Consider the following 22,583-nt stretch of genomic DNA (forward strand, 5'->3'; position numbering starts at 1 on the left):
ATGAAACCCATCCTTATTAAAGTTGGGGCTTTTGCAGATAACCAGATCACTATAATAGAACGCTGTGATCCATATTTTAACACACCTTTCCATTTCCACCCGGAGTGCGAGCTGGTTTATGTAACAGAAAGCCATGGAAAAAGAATTGTAGGCGACAGCATTGAAAGCTTTGATGTAGGCGACATGGTTTTCCTGGGGCCTAACATCCCGCATGTATGGTATAACGATGAGGATTATTACCAGGGCATGGAATCGCTCAAGGCCCGCTCCATCGTGATCTATTTCCCCAAAGACATTTTCGGTGATAAATTTTACGGGCTGCCGGAAACCAAGGCGCTTACAGAGCTGTTTCACCGTGCGCAAAGGGGCATGAAAATAACAGGCGCCACCCATGAGGCGCTGAAAACAGACATCATGGCCCTGCCTAAAAAAGAAGGGCTGGACCGTATTATTTCCCTGCTGAACATCCTGAAAGTACTGTCTGAAACAAAAGACTACTATTTCCTGGCCAGCACCGGCTATTCCCACGCCTTTAATGTTAAAGACAACCACAAGATTGATGAGGTGTTCAAATACGTAATGAACAATTTTTCCAAAGAAATATCCCTGCAGGATGTGGCAGGCATCACCAACCTTTCGCCCCAGTCGTTCTGCCGGTTCTTTAAAAACCGCACCAAAAAATCATTTGTACAGTTCCTCAATGAAGTACGTATTGGCCATGCCTGCAAGCGGCTTACAGAGGAGGACTGGTCCATTGCGGAAATAGCTTACTCCTGCGGGTTCAAAAACCTCTCTAACTTTAACCGCTTTTTCAAGGAGATAGTGGGCAAAACGCCCAAAGAGTACAAACATGAGCTGCGCCTGAAGGAGGCGTAAGGCGCGCGCCACGCTACAGATTTATTTCCTCAATTCAAAACATTATCCTATTTTCAAGCCCAACGGTAGGTAGAAGACACGCTGTTCACTATTATCAACCAACATCTTGTACCTGTAATCCTGATGTACAGCAACTATTCTGACCAACAGCTACTTAACTTGCTCCGGGCCGATAATGTTGGGGCCTTTAACGCCATTTACGAGCGTTACAGCAAGCCATTGTACCTGTATATCCTCAGCAAGCTGGAAACAGGAGAAATCAGCAAAGATGTGCTGCAGGACCTTTTTGTATCACTGTGGGAAAAACGTAAACAGCTGCATATCAGCGAGTCGCTGAAATCTTACCTTTACCAGAGCGCCCGGCATAAGGTGATAGACATTTACCGCAAAAACACCTCTTACCGGAAATACCTGCAACAGCTCATAGAACATTTTGACGCGCAGCCGGAAACCATTACAGAAGCTGTTGATTACAAAGCCAAAAACCAGGAAATACTGGAAGCCATTAACCACCTGCCCGAACGCATGAAGGAAATATTTATGCTTAGCAGGCTGGAACACCAATCCATTGAACAAATAGCGCAACGGCTGGGACTATCGCAGCAAACGGTAAAGAACCAGATCACCAAGGCGCTAAAAATACTGCGATCGCACCAGGACCTGCGGTCGTAAAAACAGGGACAATAGTACTTAACCACCAGTTGTACGACTACTGGTAAATCATAAATCCGAAAAGGTGGACACAGAACATATTAAACAGATACTGGAGCGCTACACGCAGGGACAATGCACGGCCGAAGAATCAGCAATCATTGAAAAATGGTTTGATGGCGTTAACCGGCACTCCACCCCTGTGGCCGACGATGACCTGGATTTAGAGCTGGAGGCGGTAAAGCAAAGCATCCATGAAAATATACAGGCCCCCCGGCGGCGCCTGCGTACGCTGTATTATATGGCAGCTGCCGCCTGCCTATTGCTGCTGGCCGGCACCTGGCTGTTCACCTACCTGAAAAGCGCCCCCACAACAGTGCCCGACGGCGCTGCCCTGACCCAAAACCAGCCTGGCAAAAGCAGCCGCACGGTAAAAAACGGGTTTATGGAACTGCGCACCGCCAAAGGGGCTACGGAACGGGTGGTGCTGGCAGACGGCAGCACCATTGTAGTGAACGCCGGCAGCCATATCCGCTACCCCGTACAATTTGCTGCCGACCGGCGCGATGTGTACCTGGAAGAAGGAGAAGCCTTTTTTACAGTAGCTCCCAATGATAAAAGCCGCTTTACCGTTCATACCGGCAACCTGCAAACCACTGCCCTGGGCACTTCCTTTAACATCCGCGACTATGCGCATGAGAACAGGATCACCGTGGCGCTGCTGAGCGGTAAGGTAAAAATAGACCGTATGCAGGATGGCAAACCGGCAGATAATGCCGTAATATTAATGCCCAATGAACAGGTGCATTACGATATGAAATCCCTGCAGCTGGTAAAATCATCCTTTGAAAAACCGGAAGAGATCACCGGCTGGAAACAAGGTTACCTGGTATTCAAAGACGCCTCTTACAACGAAGTTATTACAGAGATAGAGAACCGCTATGGCGTTACCGTCATCAACCATAGCAATAAAACGGAGTGGAAATATACCGGCTTTTTCAAGGAAGAAAGCCTGCAGGATGTAGTAGAAACCATATGCCTGGCCAAGTCCCTTTCCTATACGATCAGCAATGATACGATAGTGCTGAAGAACTAGGGGCCTCCATTAACCTTTGTATTAGCCCATGACCACGTTTAGATCATACTGCTGCCTGGTGAGTATGACTGCCGGCCTGTTATTAACATGGCTGCCGGCAGCTTGCATGGGTGTTCCTATACTGGTGAGCATAGATGTGCGGCACAAACCGCTGGAAGCCGTAATGGCGCAGATCTCCGCGCAAACAGGGCTTAACTTCCATTACGATAAAACCGACCTCCACGCCAGCCTTAAACAAAAAGTGAGCCTGCACTGCAATAAAACGCCTGTGGAAGAAGTACTGCAAATGCTGGCCGGGCAAACCGGGCTTAAATTTGTGCTCCGGGAAGATAAGATCATTGTTGGCCCTAACCGCGATGCAGCTCCGCCGAACAGTGTAAGCCTGATGAAAGGACAGCTGCCGGAAAGGGAAATACGGGGACGGGTATACGATAGCCAGGGAGCGCCGCTGCCCGGCGCCACCATACTGGTAAAGAACAGCACCAAAGGCGCCCAGGCCGGGGCCGATGGCGGCTTTGTACTCAGCGCCTCCCCTGCCGATGTTTTGGTGTTCCGCTCCATTGGCCACCTGCAGAAAGAAGTGATCATCGGCAACAGCGATGAAATGAATGTTACCCTGCAGGAAAGCATTAAAGGGCTGAACGAGTTTGAAGTAGCTGCGCTGGGCATTTTCAAAAGAACCCGGGAGCTCACCTATGCCACCCAGCAGCTGAACAACGACGATCTTACCCGGGTAAAAGACGCCAATGTGATCAACAGTCTTTCCGGCAGAATAGCCGGCGTAAATGTTTTCCGCAGCGCCTCCGGCATTGGCGGCTCTGCACGGGTGATTATAAGAGGCAATAAATCAACCCGGGAAAACCAGCCGCTGTATATTATAGACGGTGTGCCCATGGCCAACTATACACCTTCGCAGCCTTCCAACATCTGGGGCGAATCGTCGAGCATTGTGGGCAACACCGGCCGTGACGGCGGGGATGGTATTTCCAACCTGAACCCCGATGATATTGAAAGCATTAATATATTGAAAGGCGCATCCGCCGCAGCGTTGTACGGCAGCCAGGCCGCCAATGGCGTAATTGTGATCACCACAAAAAAAGGCCGGCCGGGCAAAGGACATATTACCGTATCATCCGACCTTACCATAGAAACACCGATGCTGCTGCCAAAGCTGCAGTACCGCTACGGGCAAACCATACGGCCTTATATTGACGATAAGGGCCAGCCGCAGCCCGGCTCTGCCGACAGCTGGGGCACGCCGGTTACAGCACCGGATCATGTAAAACCATTCTTTAACACCGGTGTAACCGTTACCAACGCTGTTTCTTTCAGCGGCGGGCTGGATAAGGCTCCCTCCTATTTCTCTTATTCCAACACGCACAATAAGGATATACTGCCCAACTCAAAGCTGGACCGGCATACCTTTAACTACCGCGGCTCCCTGCACCTGCTGGATAATAAGCTGCTGATAGACGGTAATGTGACGCTGCTGCTGCAAAACGCACTGAACCGGCCGGCCAGCGGATTGTATTTTAACCCCCTTACCGGCTTATATAATTTTCCGCGCGGCCTGGATTTTAACGCTTACAAGCACTACGAGTACTTTGACGCATCGCGCAACCTGCCTTTGCAAAACTGGTGGAACATCCGTAATGATAAGGACTGGACCGGGCAGGATGACCAGCAAAACCCTTACTGGCTGCTGTACAGGAGCCTGCGGGAAGAGGACCGTATGCGCGGCCTGGGCTTTTTATCACTAAAGTATGCGGTGAACAGCTGGCTCACGGTACAGGCGCGTGGCAGCTTTGACCGCTCATTTGACCAGTATGAGCTAAAAGCCTATGCCGGCACACAAACCGTATTATCGCCGCCTAACGGACGCTACACCCTGGAAAAAGAAACCAATACACAGCTTTATGGCGACCTGCTGGTTACTGCCCTGAAAAAATGGAGCAATCAGCTGCAGGTAGCCGCTACCCTGGGCTCCAGCATTATGGATGTAAAGGCGCATGACCGCACGCTCATTAGCACCAACCCTAATGCCAACCCCGGCCTGGGCATAGCCAATCATTTTTCTGTTGCAGATATTTCCAGCAATGCACTGGATGCACAGCAATACATAGAAAAGCGGCAGCTGCAGGCCGTATTTGCCAGCGCCCAGCTGGGTTATCACGACTACCTGTTCCTGGACCTTACAGGGCGTAACGACTGGTCCAGCACTTTTGCCTATACGCCTATCAGCGGCAAAGGATATTTTTATTACTCCGCCGGCATTACTGCGCTGTTGAACGACATGGTAAAGCTGCCTGCAGTGGTTAACCTGGCCAAGCTGCGCCTGTCGTATGCCCGTGTAGGTAACGATATTGCCCCCTATGTATCGCACCCTGCACGCTTTACCCTGCAAACCGTGGCCGGCGTTACCCGCATTGCCTTTAACACGCGCTCACCTTACCCCGGCGTGTACCTGAAGCCCGAAGACAACCGCTCACTGGAAGCAGGCGCCACCATACGCCTGCTGGACAACCGTGTGAACCTGGATGTAACCTGGTACAAGAACAACAACTACCAGCAATACATGGAAGTGCCCGCACCCAGCGGCAGCGGCTACCTGTTCTATTACCTGAACCTGGGCAATATACAGAACAGGGGATTGGAAGCTACGCTAACAGCTGCGCCTATACGCAGCAAACAGTTCAGCTGGCAAACCGGTGTAACCTACAGCCTTAACCGTAACCGGGTAGTTAAGCTGAGCAACAGCAGCATACCCGGCGCAGGACCCGACAACTATTTTATACTCACCGATTTTCTTACCAATATGTACGGCTCCTTTATCAAGGAGGGTGGCTCCTGGGGCGATATTTACAGCAATAAGGAATTATACCGGAATGAGAAAGGCCAGTATGTTATTGACGGCGACGGGCACCTGAAAACCAATAAAGATGTGCTGAAGAACATTGGCAATCCCAATCCGCGTTTTATAGTGGGCTGGAACAATACACTGGAATATAAAGGCCTTACCCTCAGTTTCCTGGTAGACGGGAAGTTCGGCGGCAAGGTAATGAGCATTACCCAGGCTATTATGGACGAATACGGCGTAAGCGAAGCCAGCGCGCAGGCGCGGGATAACGGCGGTGTTGCGCTGAATGCCGTGAATGAGGACGGCACACCCTTTTCCGGCAAATATGATGCGCAAAAATATTACACCACCATTGGCGGGCGCGCCGGCATAGGCGACCTGTATATGTACGATGCTACCAATATACGCCTGCGGGAAGTGGCGCTAACATGGCAGCTGCCCATCCGCTCAAAATGGATCCGGCAGGTGCAGGCAGGCCTTACCGGCAGGAACCTTTGCTTTTTTACCCTGCATGCACCTTTTGACCCGGAAGTATCTATGAGCTCAGGCAATGGCCTGCAGGGCATAGATGTGTACGGGCAGCCCGCAGTGCGCAGCATGGGGGTGAGTTTGAGGGTGGGGTTCTAAAGTGGAATAATTAATAATGAAGAATGAATAATTAATAATGAAGGGAAAGAAGATAAGCGTGTGTGAAAGTGCGGAAAAAGCGAGCAATAGTAGTGAAGAATGAGGGATGAAAGAAGACGGAGTGTGTGAAAGAGGGCGTTAGAAAGTGAGAAAAAAGCGAGCATAGTAGTGAAGAATGAGGGATAAAAGAAGACGGAGTGTGTGAAAGAGGGCGTTATAAAGTGAGAAAAAAGTGATTATAGTAGTGAAGAATGAGAGATAAAAGAAGACGGAGTGTGTGAAAGGAAGAAAGAGAGAGAAAAAGGAAGTGAGAGAAGGAGCAGATGGAGAAAAAAGAAAGTTGAGGAAGGAAGTTGAAGCGGAAGCTGCAGAAAAGCATACATAGCGATAAAACAAGCTGATTACTATTTACGAAATGGGGTGCGTAAACAATAAGCTCAAACGTGTGATAGCTGCCGCCTGCCTTGGCGGGTTGCTGCTGACTGCCTGCACCAAAAACTTTGAGGATATTAATAAAAACCCCTACGACTTTAATGAAGATGAGCTTACGCCCGACCTGAAGCTGCTGGGCGAACCCCTGATACAAACCATGCTGAATATTATTGTCAGCAATGACCCCGCCACCGCACAGGTGCAGCAAAACCTGGTAGGCGACGTGTACTCGGGTTACATGATGACGCCCACCCCCTTTGAATCAAACCGCAACAACACTACCTACGACCTTTTAGATAACTGGAACAACCATATATGGACCGTTGCCTATGGCAATGTAATGCCCAACTGCAGGTTTGTACAGGAAAAATCCAAAGGCCGGTACTCCGACTTTTATGCCTGGGCGCAGCTGCTGCGGGTGGCTGCCATGCACCGCGTAAGCGATGTGTACGGGCCTATTATTTATACCAAATACGGCATTATTAATGCAGACCGCAGCGTGGATTACGATACGCAAAAAGAAGCCTACTATGCTTTTTTTAAAGACCTTGCAGCTGCCATTGATACCTTAACCGCCTACACCACGCGCCCGCAAAAGAACTTTGCCGCTTTTGACCTGGCTTACGGTGGCGACTATACTAAATGGGTAAAGTTTGCCAACAGCCTGCGGCTGCGGCTGGCCATCCGCCTTTCCAAAGCAGACCCCGAAAAAGCCCGCATAGAAGGGGAAGCCGCGCTGCGACATCCCCTGGGCCTGTTAACCGTACCGGCAGATAATTTCAGCATTAACATCAGCCCGGTTACGCATCCGCTGTACGTGATCTGCTACAAGTGGAACGACATTCGTATGGGAGCGCCTATGGAATCTATCATGACGGGCTATCATGACCCGCGGCTACCATCTTATTTTGTGTATTCCGACATGCGCGACTCTTCGTACAATGGCATCCGTAATGGCATTAACATCAGCAGCCGCGATACCTATAACGGCTTTTCCAAACTGGCTCCCCTGCCCTCCCGCATACAGCTGATGACAGCAGCGGAAGCCTGGTTCCTGAAGGCGGAAGCGGCGCTGTACGGATGGGAGGGCGCCGGCAACGCCGGCAGTAACTACGAGCAGGGCATCCGCGCCTCCTTTGCACAGTACCAGCTGGAAGACGAATGTTCCGAATATATCGGCAACCACACCTATACACCTAAACCTTATATTGACCCGCACAATGCCGCCAATAATATACCCGCCGGCAGTCCCTGGCTGAGCACTGTTACCATACAATGGGACAATAACGCTACCATTGCAAAAAAGCTGGAACGCATTATTACCCAAAAGTGGATTGCCATGTTTCCTGAAGGAGAGGAAGCCTGGGCTGAGTTTCGCCGTACCGGCTACCCCAAGCTGTTTCCGGTAGTAGTGAATTACAGCGGCGGCAAAATTCCTACCAACCAGTTTATACGCCGCATTGCATTTCCGCAGCTGGAATATGCTACCAATCCCCAGGGCGTAGCCAGGGCCGTGCAGGCGCTCGGCGGGCCTGACAATGGCGGTACCCGGCTGTGGTGGGATAAAGAATAATTACCGGCCTTTAAGCATCCTGTATGCTCCAACGGGATAAACATTGTTGAACGTAACACCGCCCGCAAACGCTGCCTGGAAGCATACTCCAAAGCATTAAAACAAACGCGTTAATTTATTTTAAAAAATTTATCAAGTGCGATAGTACTCCGGTCATTTCTGCACGACCTCTTATCTGCATCCTTTAAAGGTTCCAAAATCGTGCACCAACTTTAACGTGTAAAACTTAATGTAAGCAACATTGATGACTATTTAAAAAACACAGCGCAACAGCTGAAGGGGGATCCTATTGCCTGGAGTAAACCATGACATTTCAACCAAACTAGCATATGAACAGAAAATTCCGTCTTTCATGGACATGCAGGCCGGCAAGCATCATACTCTGCCTGGCACTGGCCGCAGATGCGCGCATGCATGCCATTGCAGCCACTCCCACATTTGCTCATACCCCGGTTGAGCAGGACATAACAGGCACCGTGCGCGATGCCCAGGGCGTACCACTGCCCGGCGTAACCGTACAGGTAAAAGGCAGCAACAGGGGCACACAAACAAATGCCAGCGGCGTATTTAAGATCAGCGCCAACCCCGGCGATGTGCTGGTGTTCAGCTCCATTGGTTTCGTTAACACCGAAGTGCCTGTTGGCAACAGCACAACATTGAGCATTACCCTGCAGGGCAATGTAAAAGGGTTGAATGAATTAGTAGTAACGGCCCTGGGTGTAAAAAGAACGCCTAAATCACTTACGTATTCAACGCAGCGTATTAATGCAGAAGAGTTAACCACCGCCAAAGACCCTAACCTTATGAACTCTTTGAACGGTAAGGTAGCAGGCGTGAACATAAGCCGCAGCAGCGGCGGCGCAGGCGGCTCCGTGAAAGTGATACTGCGTGGTAATAAATCCGCGCAGGGCAGCAACCAGCCCCTGTATGTAATTGACGGTATACCTATGACCAACTACAGCGTGCAGCAGCCCAACAGTACCTGGGGCGGCGATGGTACAATCAGCTACGCGCCAGGCCGCGACGGCGGCGACGGTATATCCAACCTGAACCCGGATGACATTGAAAGCATTTCCGTGCTGAAAGGCGCCTCTGCATCTGCCCTGTACGGCAGCCAGGCCGCCAACGGTGTAATACTTATTACCACCAAAAGAGGGAAAGCCGGCGCTACCAAAGTAGATTTCTCCAGCGGCTTTACCATAGACCGCGTGGCCATTAAACCCAAGTTCCAGAACTCCTATGGCCAGGACCCCGATGCAGCCACCCAAAGCTGGGGCCCTGCTATTAACGGCGGTAACGATAACCTGAAAGACTTTTTCCGTACCGGCAATACCTGGATCAATTCTATAGGCCTTTCCGGCGGCAGCGAAAAAATGCAAACTTATTTTTCATATGCCAACACCCGCTCCAACGGCGTAATGCCCGGCAACGACCTTACAAGGCATAACATTACCCTGCGCGAAACCGGCAGCTTCCTGAACAACAAGCTTACGCTGGATGGAAGCGCCAACGTGATCATACAAAAAACCAACAATACCCCGGTAACCGGTTTATACTTTAACCCGTTAACAGGCCTCTACCTGTTTCCCCGCGGCATGGACCTTACACCTTACAAAAACGACTATACGAAGTTTGACGATGTAAGGCAGATCTATTTACAAAACTGGCCCTTTAATGAGGACGTACAGCAAAACCCTTACTGGATAGTGAACAGGAACGGCAGCGTTACAGAACGTAACCGCACCCTTTTCAGCGCATCGGCCCGGTACCAGTTCACCGACTGGCTGAACCTGCAGGCGCGCGGTAATATGGACCGTACCAACGATACCTACGACGCCTACATTTATGCTGGCACCAACGGCGTACTGTCTGGCCCCAACGGCCGTTACATTACCAACAACCTTACCACTACCCAGTTCTACGGCGATGTGATCCTGAACCTGAACAAATCATTTGGTGATGTTAAGCTCACCGCCCTGGTAGGCTCCAGCATTACAGACACCAAAACAAAGGGCCTGCGTGCAGACTCCTATAACGGCAGCCTGTATGTAGCCAACTTTTTCACCTTGCAGAACATGACGCCCGGCAGCCAGATAAACACAGAGCCCAGCCGCCATCAGCAGCTGCAGGCCGTGTTCGGCAATGCCAGCATTTCCTTTAAAGACCTGGTATTCCTGGACCTCACCGGCCGTAACGACTGGTCATCTAACCTGAGCTTCACACCTAACGGCTCTTACTTCTATCCATCCGCAGGCTTGTCTTTCATACTGCACGATATGCTGCATATGCCGGAGGCTGTTACCTATGCCAAGCTGAGAGGCTCCTACTCTGTAGTAGGTAACTCCGTACCCATTTATGTAACGCACCCGGTGAATAAGCTGGGCGTATCGGGCGGTACGTTTGACTTTAACACCATTCAGCCTTTTACCGACCTGAAGCCGGAAAAAACCAAATCGCTGGAAATAGGCACGGAATGGCGTTTCCTGCACGATGCGCTGAACTTTGATTTCACCTACTATAAAACCAACACCACCAACCAGTACTTCCAGATAGCAGTACCGCCTGGCACCGGTTACAGCTTCCGTTATGTGAACGCAGGCAATATCCGGAACACCGGTGTGGAAATATTGTTAGGCTACAACCTTATAAACAGCAAGTTCTTTAAATGGAACACTACTATCAACTATTCCATGAACAAGAACAAGGTATTAGAGCTGGCGCCCAGCATTGACCAGTTTATTTTAACGGATCCGGGCTCCAATGCCTATACTTCCCTGATTAAGGTAGGGGGTTCTTATGGTGATATTTACGGCCGCGTTTTACAGCGCGACGAGCAGGGCCGCATCATGATCGGCTCTGATGGTTTGCCCATGGTAGCCGCAGACCAGCAATACATCGGCAACCCTAATCCCAAATGGCAGGCCGGCTGGAACAACAGCTTTAACATTAAGGATTTTAACGTAAGCTTTTTGGTAGACGGTAAGTTCGGCGGCCAGGTATTATCCATGACACAGGCCATGCTGGACCAGTACGGCGTATCTGAAGTTACCGGCGCTGCCCGCGATGCAGGCGGTGTAGCCATTAACGGCATAAATGCCGATACCAAAGCGCCCATCAGCACCATTGATGCAAAAACCTGGTACACTACTATCGGCGGCCGTGCAGGCGTAAGCGAGCAATATGTGTACAGCGCTACAGTGGTAAGGCTGCGTGAAGCATCTATCGGTTACTCGTTACCGGCGTCAATGCTGAAAAACAGCTTTGTGAAAAACCTGAAGCTGTCGCTGATAGGCCGCAACCTGGTTTACTTCCACAAGAAGGCGCCTTATGATCCGGAAGTAACCATGTCAACCGGCAACGGTCTTTCAGGTGTGGACGTGTTCAGCTTACCTGCTACCCGCAGCTTTGGTTTGAACCTGAATGTGACGTTTTAAGTAAATCACCAAAAAATCAAGGAAGATGAAAAAGATCAGTAATAAATATAAAGCACTGGCCATTGTTGCGCTAACGGCATTGCTGGGAGCCGGGGCTTGCACCAAAAATTTTGACGAATACAACACCGATCCCACCGGCCTTACAGAAGACCAGCTGAAACCGGATTTTAACTTTATCGGCGGTTTCTATCCACAAATACAATCATCCATTTACTATAACTATAACAACACGGTTTGGGAATACCAGCTGCAGCAGAACCTGATTGCAGATGTATATTCTGGTTACATGATGTCGGCCAATCCTTTCCGCGGCAACATCAGCAACCTTACCTATGCGCTGGTGAATGACTGGAACGGTACCCCGTTCAGCCTGGCCTATAACCGTGTAATGGCGCCCATACTGGAAGTAAAGAGAAGGGGCGCGCAAACCGTAGCCCCCGACTTCTGGGCCGTAGCGCTGATCCTGAAGGTGGAGGCCATGCATCGTGTAACAGATATTTACGGTCCTATCCCCTACAGCCAGTATGGGCTGGGCGGCACCACAGCTGCATACGACAGCCAGGAAAGCATTTACAAACGTTTTTTCCTGGAGCTGGACACTGCTGTTACCAACCTGAAAGCATATATGGCCGCCAAACCCGGCGCTACGCCTTTTGCCAAGTTTGATATGGTTTATGGCGGCGACTACAAAGAGTGGATAAAATTCGCCAACTCCCTGCGCCTGCGCCTGGCCATGCGTATTGTTAAAGCAGATGCAGCTACTGCAAAGGCTGAAGGTGAAAAAGCGCTGGCAGATAACGGCGGCCTGCTGGAAACCAATAACGATAATGTGATGGTAAGCGGCTTTGGTATACGCCATCCGCTGTACACTATTACCAATAAAAATGGCTGGAGCGATATTAGCATGAACGCCTCTATGGAGTCGTACCTGGGCGGCTTTCATGATCCCCGCATTGGCAAATACTTTGATCCTGCTTCCGACTTTCCCGGGCAGTATAAAGGTATACGTATAGGCAGCAGCGTTACCGCCAAACCAGGTTACAGCGGTTTCTCCACCCTGGCTTACCAAACCACCAAAACCTTTAAGGACAATTCGCCCCTGCAGCTGATGACTGCCGCGGAAATATATTTCCTGCGGGCAGAGGCGGCGCTGCGCGGCTGGGCCAATGCCGGCGGAAGCGCACAGGAGCTATATGAGAAAGGTATTACCACTTCCCTTTCACAGTGGGGCGTGGCAGACCAGGCCAGCGAATATATTAATGATGCCGCCAGCAAGCCGGTTGCTTATGTAGATCCGAAGAATGCGGCCAACAATGCGCCGGCGCCTTCTGCCATCACTATTAAATGGGATGAGGCGGCGCCTTTTGAAACCAAGCTCGAACGCATTATTACGCAAAAGTGGATTGCCGTTTTCCCTGAAGGCCAGGAAGCATGGTCTGAATTCCGCCGTACCGGTTACCCGAAACTGTTCCCGGTAGTGAATAACCTCAGCAACGGCACCATCAGCACCACTGTGCAAATCAGGCGTATCAATTTCCCGCAGGCAGAGTATGTGGCCAACCAGGCCGAAGTGGAGAAAGCAGTGGGGCTGCTGGGCGGGCCTGATAATGGCGGCACCCGCCTGTGGTGGGATAAACCATAAAAAAACTTTTACTCTCTATCTACATTTCACACGTTTGAAAAAAGCAGCTGGTGTTCCCGCCGGCAGCATTTTTAAAAAATTCCGCACCATTTATCCATCAATCTCTAAATCGCTACAAAAGCAGCAAAAAGGGCCGGCAATGAGCCGGCCCTTTTTAATTACGGATTGATCAATTACGAATTATTTCAGCTCACCTTCAAAAAAGCGGTGGAAAAACAGCAGCTGGTACAATACAGCGTTAGACCAGTAATCCCAGTTATGCACGCCGGGCCTTTCGGCATAGTCATGCTTTATGCCCTGCTGCAGCAGCTGCTGGTGCAGGTTACGGTTTACATTAATAAAAAAGTCGCTTGTACCGCATTCAATAGTTATAGCCAGGGAGTCGTTCCGCAGGCGGGTGGTTTGGTTAATCACCGTATAGTTGTTCCAGTTATCCAGGTGGTCCTGCAAGGAGCCTAAACGCCTGGCCAGGTCCCATTTCGTGGGGAAAGGCCGTATATCAACTCCGCCGCTCATGCTGCCTGCAGCGCCAAAGATGTCCTGGTGGCGGAAAGCCAGCCATAATGCGCCGTGGCCGCCCATACTCAGGCCGGCAATGGCACGGTGCTTCCTGTCGGCCAAGGTGCGGTAGTGCGCATCAATGTACGCCGGTATCTCTGTTCCTACATAGGTTTCAAATTTCCAGCTGCTATCAACAGGGCTGTCAATGTACCAGCTGCCGATGTTGCCATCCGGGCAAACGATCATACACTTATACGCATCTGCCAGCTCTTTTATGGCCGGCACTTTTGTAATCCAGTTTGCATAATTGCCGCCATAGCCGTGCAGCAGGTACACTACCGGGAAGTGTTCCTTCTTTTGTTTGTCATACGCAACGGGCGTTATTACCACGCACCGGTAACCTTTGTGCATGGCTGTGCTCATAATTGTTAAAGTATCTACTGTAGCGGCCTGCGTAACGGCTGCCAACAGTAACAGGCTTACGCAGCATAGAAAAATTCTCTTCATCCTTATTTCAATTTTAATGTTCATAACGGGCTTGTTAAAAAAAAGCCACCCCGGAAGTTACCGGGATGGCTGGTTTAAGGTATAAAAAATTAATGAATTATTCCTGTGCGCCCCTTGCCTTTTGCATGGGATTAACGCCTGCTGATGCGCCCCTGGGCCGTTCTTGCTGGCGGAACAGCTCAAATTTGGAAGGCGTTGAAACGCGGGGCCAGCTGTTATTGGCTTCGTCAATATCCGCTGTTTCACGCAAGGGATCCAGCTTAATGGACACTACTTCTTTATCTTTTGCAAATACCTTGGTTACATGGTATTCGTTCTTACGCCAGATGTAGGCAGAGATGCGGTCTGTTTCCTTGCTGCCATCGGCAAACGTCCACTCAATAATGAGGGGCGATACCAGGCCGCCTACGTTGGAGAAGGTTACTTCATAAAAGTTCTTCTTACTGTCGTACAGGCGTTTTTCTTCGGGCGACAGGCTGCTTACAAACTCGTTGTATTTGGTTTTATCTTCATCTGTTACCGCAAAGCGGTCCCATTTGCTGTAAAAATCCTGCAGGCTGGTGTCCTGCTCTACGGCAAACTTCACGCCTGCTGCGCGGTTGCGGGCGCGGGAAATATGATCGGCTTTATGATCATAGCCGGCCTTTTCATCTGCAGCAACTGCCGCCGGCTCCCGGGAGTTAAGACGGTACCATTTCACGCTGTCAATAGCAATATCCACCGGCTCAATACCAAAGAACCATCCTCTCCAGAACCAGTCCAGGTCTACGGCGCTGGCATCTTCCATGGTGCGGAAAAAATCTTCCGGCGTAGGATGCTTGAATGCCCAGCGACGTGCATATTCCTTAAACGCATAGTCAAACAGCTCGCGGCCCATTACCGTTTCACGCAGGATGTTCAGCGCAGTGGCAGGCTTTGCGTAGGCATTAGGACCAAACTGCACAATGTTTTCGGAGTTGGTCATAATAGGCTCCAGCTGGTCTTTGGGCATCTTCATATAATCCACGATCTTGTAGGCTGGCCCGCGGTTGGAGGGGAAGTTGTTATCCCACTCCTGCTCGGCCATAAACTGGCAAAACGTGTTCAACCCTTCATCCATCCAGGTCCACTGGCGCTCATCGGAGTTCACGATCATAGGGAAAAAGTTGTGCCCTACCTCATGCGTGATAACGCCTATCATACCGTTCTTGGTGGCTTCTGAATAGGTACCGTCCTTTTCAGCACGGCCATAGTTAAAGCAGATCATGGGATATTCCATACCGTTAGCCGCTTCTACGGAAATGGCCACCGGGTAAGGATAAGGGATGGTATGTGCAGAATAGCTCTTTAACGTATGCGCTACTACTTTGGTAGAATAGCGGCGGTATAACGGGTAGGCTTCGGGGCCGTAATAAGACATGGCCATTACCTTTTTACCTTCGATATTGGCAGCCATAGCGTCCCACACCAGGCGGCGGGAGCTTACCCATGCAAAGTCGCGTACATTGTGCGCCTCAAATACCCATGTTTTGGTGGCGGTTGCCTTGCTTTGCATACCTTTCTTCGCTTCATCCAGCGTTACTACCTCCATGGGCGCTTTAGCGCTTTGCGCCTGCTGCCAGCGCTGGTATTGCGCGCTGCTCAGCACATCTTTATAGTTCTGGCATTCGCCGGTAGCGCCTACAATATGATCGGCAGGCACGGTCATTTTTACATGAAAGTTGCCGAAAGTAAGGGCAAACTCGCCACGACCGGTGAACTGCTTATTCTGCCAGCCCTGGAAATCGGAGTACACGGCCATGCGGGGGTACCACTGGGCCATGGTGTACAGGTAATTGCCATCTTCCTTAAAATATTCATACCCTCCGCGGCCGCCTTCCGTCATGCGGTCGGAGATGTTATACCACCAGTCGATCTTCAGCTTCACCTGCTCGCCCGGCATCAGGGTCCTGGGCAGGTCTACCCGCATCATGGTTTGGTTAATGGTGTATGGCAGGGCATTGCCTGCGGCATCTGTGATCTTCACAATCTTTACGCCCAGGTCTTTGTTGCTTCCCAGTATGCTGTTCACCTGCCGCATCGACATTTTATCGGACATATGACTGCCGTCAAAATGCTGGTTATCGCTTTTGGAATTGTGCTCATTTTCATCCAGCTGCAGCCACAGGTAGGTGAGCGGGTCCGGTGAGTTGTTGAAATAGGTGATAGTTTCCGCGCCGGTGAGCTTTTGTTTGGCATCGTCCAGTGTAGCGGAAATGTCATAGTCTGCGCGCTGCTGCCAGTATTTAGGCCCCGGTACGCCGGATGCAGAGCGGTACATGTTAGGATCCCGGATCATAGACCCCAGCTGCTCAAAGCGGGCGCCATGGTTAGATCCGTTAGGATTAGCGTCTTGTGCCATCAAAAGATGAGCACTGCTGCAACATAATAGCGGCAGCCATAAGTACTTCATTTTCATCCGTATTATTTCATTTTTTCGCGGTGTGTGCCGCATGCTCGTGTATTATGTTAATGGCCGGTGAACCTGGCAATGCCCGTAAGTACGGGCATATAGCCGGATTACATAGCGGTTTAGATTTTGGCTTACTGTTTTGGTGCGCTTTTATGCTCACACAAATAATGCTTTAAAACGTTCAATGGCCATTACAAAGGCAACGCCGAAGATGGCAGAAGACAGGAACATTGTCCAGCTTCTGCGGTCCGCACGGGTAACGTTCACAATAATACCGGCCATAAGCAGCACAGATATTACTATCAGTATTTGCCCAACCTCCAGCCCCAGGTTAAAGCCCAGCAAGGGCTTTACCACATTCTCCCCTACTCCCAGCAGGCTTTTTAACCGGTTGGAAAAGCCCATGCCATGTATAAGCCCGAAGAACAAGGCAAACAGGTAGTTGAGCTGCACTGTTTCGGATGCCTGCTCCTGCTGCGGGCGTATGATGTTAAATAAAGCCGTAATAAAAATGGTTACCGGTATAAGGAACTCTATCAGGGCGGTGGAAATGTGCACCACATTCAACACGCTCAGCGCCAGGGTAATAGAGTGGCCGATGGTAAATGCGGTTACCAGCACCAGCACCTTTCGCCATTCCTTTAACAGGTACACCGCACATAATGCAATAATAAACAAAATATGGTCCAATCCGTCCCATGCTATAATATGCTGCCAGCCTAACTCGAAATACAAGGCGAACTCGCTCATTGCCTATATTTTGTCTAATTTTGGTAATTATATAAACTCTCTGTTTAAAATTAAAATTTTTTAGTCAAGTGGGCTTAATATTATGTAAATGGTTGGTATCTGCATGTGCTGTGCTGCTGCACCCTTTTTATGTGAGCGTAACGGAAATAAGACATAATGCCGCCCAACAGGAGCTGCAGGTAAGCAGCCGTATTTTTTATGATGACCTGGAAAACACCCTTAAAAAAGAATATAAAACGCGGGTAGACATTTTGCACCCCGCCGACCGGAAAGCCGTGGATGGTCTGATTGCCGACTACCTGGGCAAGCATTTACATATTTCAATAGATGGCAAGCCTGTAACGCTGCATTACCTGGGCTACCAGGTTGAGGAAGATGCGGCCTGGTGTTTCCTGGAAGTGAAAGGCGTAGCCGCTGTAAAGAAGGTGCACATTATAAATGATATATTGTATGAAGCCCACCAGGAGCAGATTAATATGATGCATGTGGTGGTGCATGATGTGCGGAAAAGCACCAAGCTGGATAACCCTGAGCGGGTGGCGGATTTTGTGTTTTAACCCTGCCTGTTATCTACAAACTTCACCGCCTTGCGGCCGCCTTCGGGGAACTGCATTTTCAGGATAGCGGATTGGGTACAGTAATGTACCTGCGGTATTACTCGCAGCTTGGCCTGCAGGTATGCGCGTATTTTGCGGTCAATATCTTCTGTTTCCGCTACCGGCCATAAGTGCAGCAGTATTTCATCTGTACCTATTTCATTGGAGAATACCTCCACCACAAATTCCTTTACTTCTTCCATTTCATTCAGCAGGTCAAACAGGGCCGGGGGGTACAGGGTGGTGCCCTTGTATTTGATCATCTGCTTTTTACGGCCAATTACTGGCGACAGGCGGATGGTATTACGCCCGCAGCTGCAGGGGGCGGCATCATAGCGGCAGATGTCGCCGGTTTTGTAACGCAGCAGGGGCATGCCTTCCACGCCCAGCGTGGTAATGGTTACTTCGCCTTCCATACCCGGGCCCACCGGCTGGTTATTATCATCCAGCAGCTCAATGTACAGCAGCTCGGGGTGGTGGTGCCCGCCGCGGCCGGCCTTACACTCTGTAAAAGCTGTTTGCATTTCCGTAGAGGCGTAAGTGGAATACAGCTGTATGTTCCATTGCTCCGTGATTTTTTTGCCCAGCACGTTCAGCGAAAAATCAACCTGGCGGATGTTCTCTCCAATGCACACGGCTTTTTTTACAGAGGATGCATTAATATCAATGTTATGCTCTTTGGCAAAGGCAATAAGCTTAAGTATAAACGAAGGTACTGCTACAATCGTAGTAGGTTGTATACGCTGTATATTTTCCCATTGCAGCGAAGGCACGCCCGGCCCTACGCGCAGCACGCCGGCGCCCAGCCTGCGGATGCCGGTGTAGTAAGCCATGCCGGCCATGAACTGCCGGTCCAGCGTAAGCATCAGCTGGTAAATATCATCATCTGCCCCATCGGCGCAGCAAAAAGAAATGTATTCGTTATAGCTTAAACGGTTCAGGTCATTGGCGGTAAGCGGGATAATCACGGGCCGGCCCAGGGTGCCGGAGGTGGTAGTGTATTCGGCTATCTTACTGCGGTCTACACACAAAAAATCCCAGTTGCGCTGCTGCAGGTCTTCTTTGGTAACGGGTGGTATCTTCGCCAGGTTGTTCAGGCCGGTCACTGTGCCCTGCTCAATGCCGTGCTTTGCAAACCACTCCTGGTAAAAAGGCGAGAACTGCCGCAGGTAACCGATCAGGTGCAGCACCTCTTTTTCCTGGAACTGCCGGATAGTGGCAGCAGATTGCAATTCTATGTCTGGTATGTACATATTACACTTCAATTATTACCATGGCTATTGCCGTGGTTTTGGTATGTGACAGTGACAGGTGTATTTTTTGAATATGCAGGTCTGTATAACGGGCCGCTGCATCGCCTGTTAAAAACAGCTCGGGCTTTCCCAGTGTATTATTACGCACTTCAATCTGGTTAAAATGCACGCCGCCGTTGTTGCCCCACCCGGTGCCTAATGCCTTTAACAGCGCTTCCTTGGCGGCAAAGCGGGCGGCATAGCTTTGGGCCGGCACTGCCTGCTGCGCGCAGTAAGCGATTTCATGCGGGGTAAACACCAGGTCTGCAAAGCCTTTGCTCCTGCTTACCTTTTCCGCTATACGGTTTACCTCAACAATATCTGTACCTATGCCATATATCATGGGTGGTCACATTTTTCCAGCTGTTTACGGATATGCATTTCCTCCCCCTTGGTAGCTATTACTTTGGTTAAAGCTGTTTGGTAGTATTTCCTGGCTTCCTGGTAATGTTTGCGCTTAAATGCATAATCACCGGCCAGCACATAGGTGTGGTAAAACTCCGGGTTAGATGCAATCAGCTGCTGCAGGTCAACCTCCTTACCATCCATCATATCCGCCTTCAGGCGGCGGTAAGTAAGGAAATGCTGATATTCGCCTGTTTGCAGGAAAGGATCGGCCGGTATGGTAAGCGCGCTGTCATAAACTTCATGATTGTATTGCAGCCCGTGCATAGCAAATATCTTGTTAAGATCATATGCCACAAACCGGCCCAGCTGCCAGGGTGCGGTAGATACCCATACCAGGCGCTTTTGCGGCTCAAACACAACGGCGTGGTGCGCTATGAACTGGTTCACCGCTTTTTCATTGCCCATGCCAATATCTTTACCATGCAGGCCATAGCGGTCGCGCAGGATATTCACGGTTTTTTGCACGGTGTTAGGTCCTGCCTGCTGCAGCAGCTCCGACAGCCGCTCATAACGGTACTCGCTGGCGCTTTCCTTTATCTGCTGCTGGTTAGAGGCCAGCCTGCCCAGCGTATCGCCCTGGAAATGATTGGTGCAGGTAATAAAATTGCGGTGCGGATCATACATATCCATGCCATGCGGCGTTTTTTCGATAATGGCAGCGCGGTTATCGGCCGCAGAGCCTATGAGAAAAGACTCTGATACAAACATTTTATGCCGTTTTGCAATGGCCCATGCCTGCTGTATGTTGCCGGCGTATTGCAGTATTTCCCTGGCTACCAGCGATACGGGCGTGGCCGAGCCGGTGGGTATCTCACTCTTATCGGCATTAATGGTAACGGTTAATCCCTGTGCATTCATGCCGGAGGCTGCGCCGGTAAAGCCGCCCCAGGTAACAATCATAAAAGGATAGCCTTTGTCGGGATGGTAAAAGGCAATGATTTTGTCTTCCGCAAATTGATCGCCCACATAAAAATCAAAGTTGCGGCCTATGATCAGGCTACTGTCGGCAGAGCGGCCGTTCCAGGTGGCAAATGAGGTGCAGCCTACCAGCATCATATTCTGCAGGGCGTGGCCAATGTCATGCGCAGCATGATAGTTCATCAGCCGTTCATACTTGGTGCCGATAAAACCGTAATTGTCTGACGCGGAAAATGAAATGCCATAAATCTCTTCTTTATTCTCCTCCGGTACATTATCGGCCAGGTTGCGGTTAAACCAGCCTACAAAATATTTAAGGAAATGCAGGTACGACTGGGAGGGGATCATTTTTTTTATCTGCGCCACAAAAGCGTCTTCCTGCCGCTTTACCAGCTCTGCAGACAGCTTTCCGTAAATAACGCCGCGCTCAAAGGGCTTACCTTCAATATACATTTCGTATAAGCCGCTGTTGCTTTTACGGAACCAGTTGTTGCCAATGGTATAGCAGGCCGTATCTATTTGCTTACGCTGCAGCTGCAGCGCGCTTTTATCCGCTATTTCCGGCGGATCAATATGCGATACGCTTACAACGTATATTACCAGGATAAGCAGCAATAACAGGAAAGTGCCTGCTATGTACAATAATATCCGTCCCAGTTTTCTCCAACCCTTTTTCAAAGCAAAAATTGTAAGTTATTAATCAAAATCAGGTTATACTTCATTAATCTGGTCTATCAGCCATTCCAGCCCCAGTATTTCACCGCACGTCATTACCGCGCTGATGGTAACGCCCAGTATGCCGTGCAGGTTTAAATTCTGGCCGGTAAGATACAAATTGGACAGCTTCGTGCGCGGGTTGATGATGGTTTTTAACGCATCTTTATAATCTTTCTGCACACCATAAAGGCTGCCGTCTGTTGTGCCCAGGTAGTCGCGGAACGACAGCGGCGTGGCTGCATAATAGTTAGCAATGCTGTTGCGCAGGCCGGGGAACCGGCACTCGATCACATCCAGCAGCTGCTCCGACTTTTGCCGCTTAAACGCTTCGTAATCATCACCCCGGTGCTGCTCGCGGGAGGTGGTATTGAAGGTGTGCTGCCACGGCGCCACCTCATCATAACGCATATACGTTAATACGGAAAGATTATCTGTATAAGGCATGTGGCGCGAGCTGGCTGCGGCAAACAGGCTATAGGTAAGCGGCCAGTTACCGGCGGTATAGTCAACACCTGCCCAGGCATCGGGCGTGTGGTGGTAATAATAGTTATAATTCAGGTAAGGGAAGCTGTTGGGCTTTAGCACAATATTGAGCACAAAAGGCGCTATAACATTTCCCAGGGTGCTGATACGGGAGCGGTAAGCCATGCGTATCAGCTCACTTTCCGTTATAGCCATGGTTTGCGACGGATGCAGGTTGGAAATGTAATGCGCAGCCTTTACCTGCTGCCCGTTTTCCAGCCGGATGTGATCTACCTTATTGCCTTCCCCGATGATCTGCTGCACCGGCGTATCGCGGTAAATTTTACCGCCGTTCTCCAGGATAGCGCGGCCCAGCCATTTGCCTATCTGCGAGCCGCCATCCACGCATTTCCAGGAATCTTCAATGTAGCTGTTCACCACCAGCGCATGTACATAAAAAGGCGTTTTATCCCGCATGCCAGCATATAACATATTATTGCCGGCCAGCACATTTTGCAAGCGCTCATTGGGGGTAAGCTGCTTAAAAAAAGAGCTGGCATCTGTATTCATTACCTCCTGCTTTTCAGCAAAGCTGCCGGTACGCAGGTTATACAGGGGAAAGCGGCGGCAAATATCCTTTAAGGTATGGCAGTAATCCTCCAGGGCCTTTTTTTCGCCGGGAAAATTTTTCAGCAGTTGTTGTATAAAATTATCATAGCCCTGGGCCATGCGGTAGGTATTCGCATCGCCGTTGAAGGCAATATGGTCAAACCCGTCTACATCCATCCGCTGCAGCTTCAGCTTATCCATAAT

Annotated in this window: 15 protein-coding genes; 8 read left to right on the plus strand and 7 right to left on the minus strand. The window is 50.2% G+C overall.

What is annotated here, in order from left to right; all coding sequences use genetic code 11:
* The 7 genes from VFS25_RS12945 to VFS25_RS12975 form a co-directional block, all read left to right on the plus strand.
* The coding region (locus VFS25_RS12945) for an AraC family transcriptional regulator (RefSeq protein ID WP_326462571.1) at positions 1 to 876 on the plus strand (876 nt) is incomplete at its 5' end.
* Positions 877 to 1,035: 159 nt separating this feature from the next.
* Positions 1,036 to 1,548 carry an RNA polymerase sigma-70 factor gene (locus tag VFS25_RS12950; RefSeq protein WP_326462572.1) on the plus strand — a complete coding sequence of 171 codons (513 nt, stop codon included), beginning with the start codon at positions 1,036 to 1,038 and terminating at the stop codon, positions 1,546 to 1,548.
* A gap of 64 nt (positions 1,549 to 1,612) precedes the next feature.
* Entirely contained in the window at positions 1,613 to 2,623 is a 1,011-nt protein-coding gene (locus tag VFS25_RS12955; protein ID WP_326462573.1) for a FecR family protein, read from the plus strand.
* 28 nt (positions 2,624 to 2,651) lie between these two features.
* The gene (locus tag VFS25_RS12960; RefSeq protein ID WP_326462574.1) at positions 2,652 to 6,107 is read left to right on the plus strand and encodes a SusC/RagA family TonB-linked outer membrane protein; all 3,456 of its coding nucleotides are present in this window, start codon (positions 2,652 to 2,654) and stop codon (positions 6,105 to 6,107) included.
* A gap of 415 nt (positions 6,108 to 6,522) precedes the next feature.
* Positions 6,523 to 8,112, plus strand: coding sequence for a RagB/SusD family nutrient uptake outer membrane protein (locus VFS25_RS12965; RefSeq protein ID WP_326462575.1), 1,590 nt, complete (start codon positions 6,523 to 6,525; stop codon positions 8,110 to 8,112).
* Positions 8,113 to 8,441: 329 nt separating this feature from the next.
* Entirely contained in the window at positions 8,442 to 11,546 is a 3,105-nt protein-coding gene (locus VFS25_RS12970; protein ID WP_326462576.1) for a SusC/RagA family TonB-linked outer membrane protein, read from the plus strand.
* A 25-nt stretch (positions 11,547 to 11,571) separates the two neighbouring features.
* Complete coding sequence (locus VFS25_RS12975) at positions 11,572 to 13,188, plus strand: RagB/SusD family nutrient uptake outer membrane protein (protein WP_326462577.1); 1,617 nt, start codon at positions 11,572 to 11,574, stop codon at positions 13,186 to 13,188.
* A 180-nt stretch (positions 13,189 to 13,368) separates the two neighbouring features.
* Here the strand turns inward: VFS25_RS12975 and VFS25_RS12980 are convergent, their stop codons facing one another.
* The 3 genes from VFS25_RS12980 to VFS25_RS12990 all read right to left on the minus strand — a co-directional run bounded on the left by VFS25_RS12980 (position 13,369) and on the right by VFS25_RS12990 (position 17,377).
* Positions 13,369 to 14,196: an alpha/beta hydrolase family protein gene (locus VFS25_RS12980; protein WP_326462578.1), complete on the minus strand. Its 828-nt coding sequence runs from the start codon at positions 14,194 to 14,196 to the stop codon at positions 13,369 to 13,371.
* Between the two features lie 97 nt (positions 14,197 to 14,293).
* On the minus strand, positions 14,294 to 16,576 hold the full coding sequence (locus tag VFS25_RS12985; RefSeq protein ID WP_326462585.1) for a M1 family metallopeptidase: 2,283 nt from the start codon (positions 16,574 to 16,576) through the stop codon (positions 14,294 to 14,296).
* A gap of 207 nt (positions 16,577 to 16,783) precedes the next feature.
* Complete coding sequence (locus VFS25_RS12990; protein WP_326462579.1) at positions 16,784 to 17,377, minus strand: HupE/UreJ family protein; 594 nt, start codon at positions 17,375 to 17,377, stop codon at positions 16,784 to 16,786.
* 110 nt (positions 17,378 to 17,487) lie between these two features.
* Between VFS25_RS12990 and VFS25_RS12995 the strand changes: the two genes are divergently transcribed.
* The gene (locus tag VFS25_RS12995) at positions 17,488 to 17,934 is read left to right on the plus strand and encodes a DUF6702 family protein (protein ID WP_326462580.1); all 447 of its coding nucleotides are present in this window, start codon (positions 17,488 to 17,490) and stop codon (positions 17,932 to 17,934) included.
* Here VFS25_RS12995 and VFS25_RS13000 read toward each other — a convergent pair.
* The 4 genes from VFS25_RS13000 to VFS25_RS13015 form a co-directional block, all read right to left on the minus strand.
* The gene (locus VFS25_RS13000; protein ID WP_326462581.1) at positions 17,931 to 19,226 is read right to left on the minus strand and encodes a phenylacetate--CoA ligase family protein; all 1,296 of its coding nucleotides are present in this window, start codon (positions 19,224 to 19,226) and stop codon (positions 17,931 to 17,933) included. The genes VFS25_RS12995 and VFS25_RS13000 overlap by 4 nt on opposite strands.
* A 1-nt stretch (position 19,227) precedes the next feature.
* Positions 19,228 to 19,608 carry a holo-ACP synthase gene (locus VFS25_RS13005; protein WP_326462582.1) on the minus strand — a complete coding sequence of 127 codons (381 nt, stop codon included), beginning with the start codon at positions 19,606 to 19,608 and terminating at the stop codon, positions 19,228 to 19,230.
* A complete protein-coding gene (locus VFS25_RS13010; RefSeq protein ID WP_326462583.1) occupies positions 19,605 to 21,269 on the minus strand; it encodes a C45 family peptidase in 1,665 nt (554 codons plus the stop codon). The genes VFS25_RS13005 and VFS25_RS13010 overlap by 4 nt, the downstream gene beginning before the upstream one ends.
* Positions 21,270 to 21,302: 33 nt before the next feature.
* The coding region (locus VFS25_RS13015) for an all-trans-retinol 13,14-reductase (RefSeq protein ID WP_326462584.1) at positions 21,303 to 22,583 on the minus strand (1,281 nt) is incomplete at its 5' end.

This window comes from Chitinophaga sp. (assembly GCF_035761305.1).
In the GTDB taxonomy this organism is placed as follows: Bacteria; Bacteroidota; Bacteroidia; order Chitinophagales; family Chitinophagaceae; genus Chitinophaga.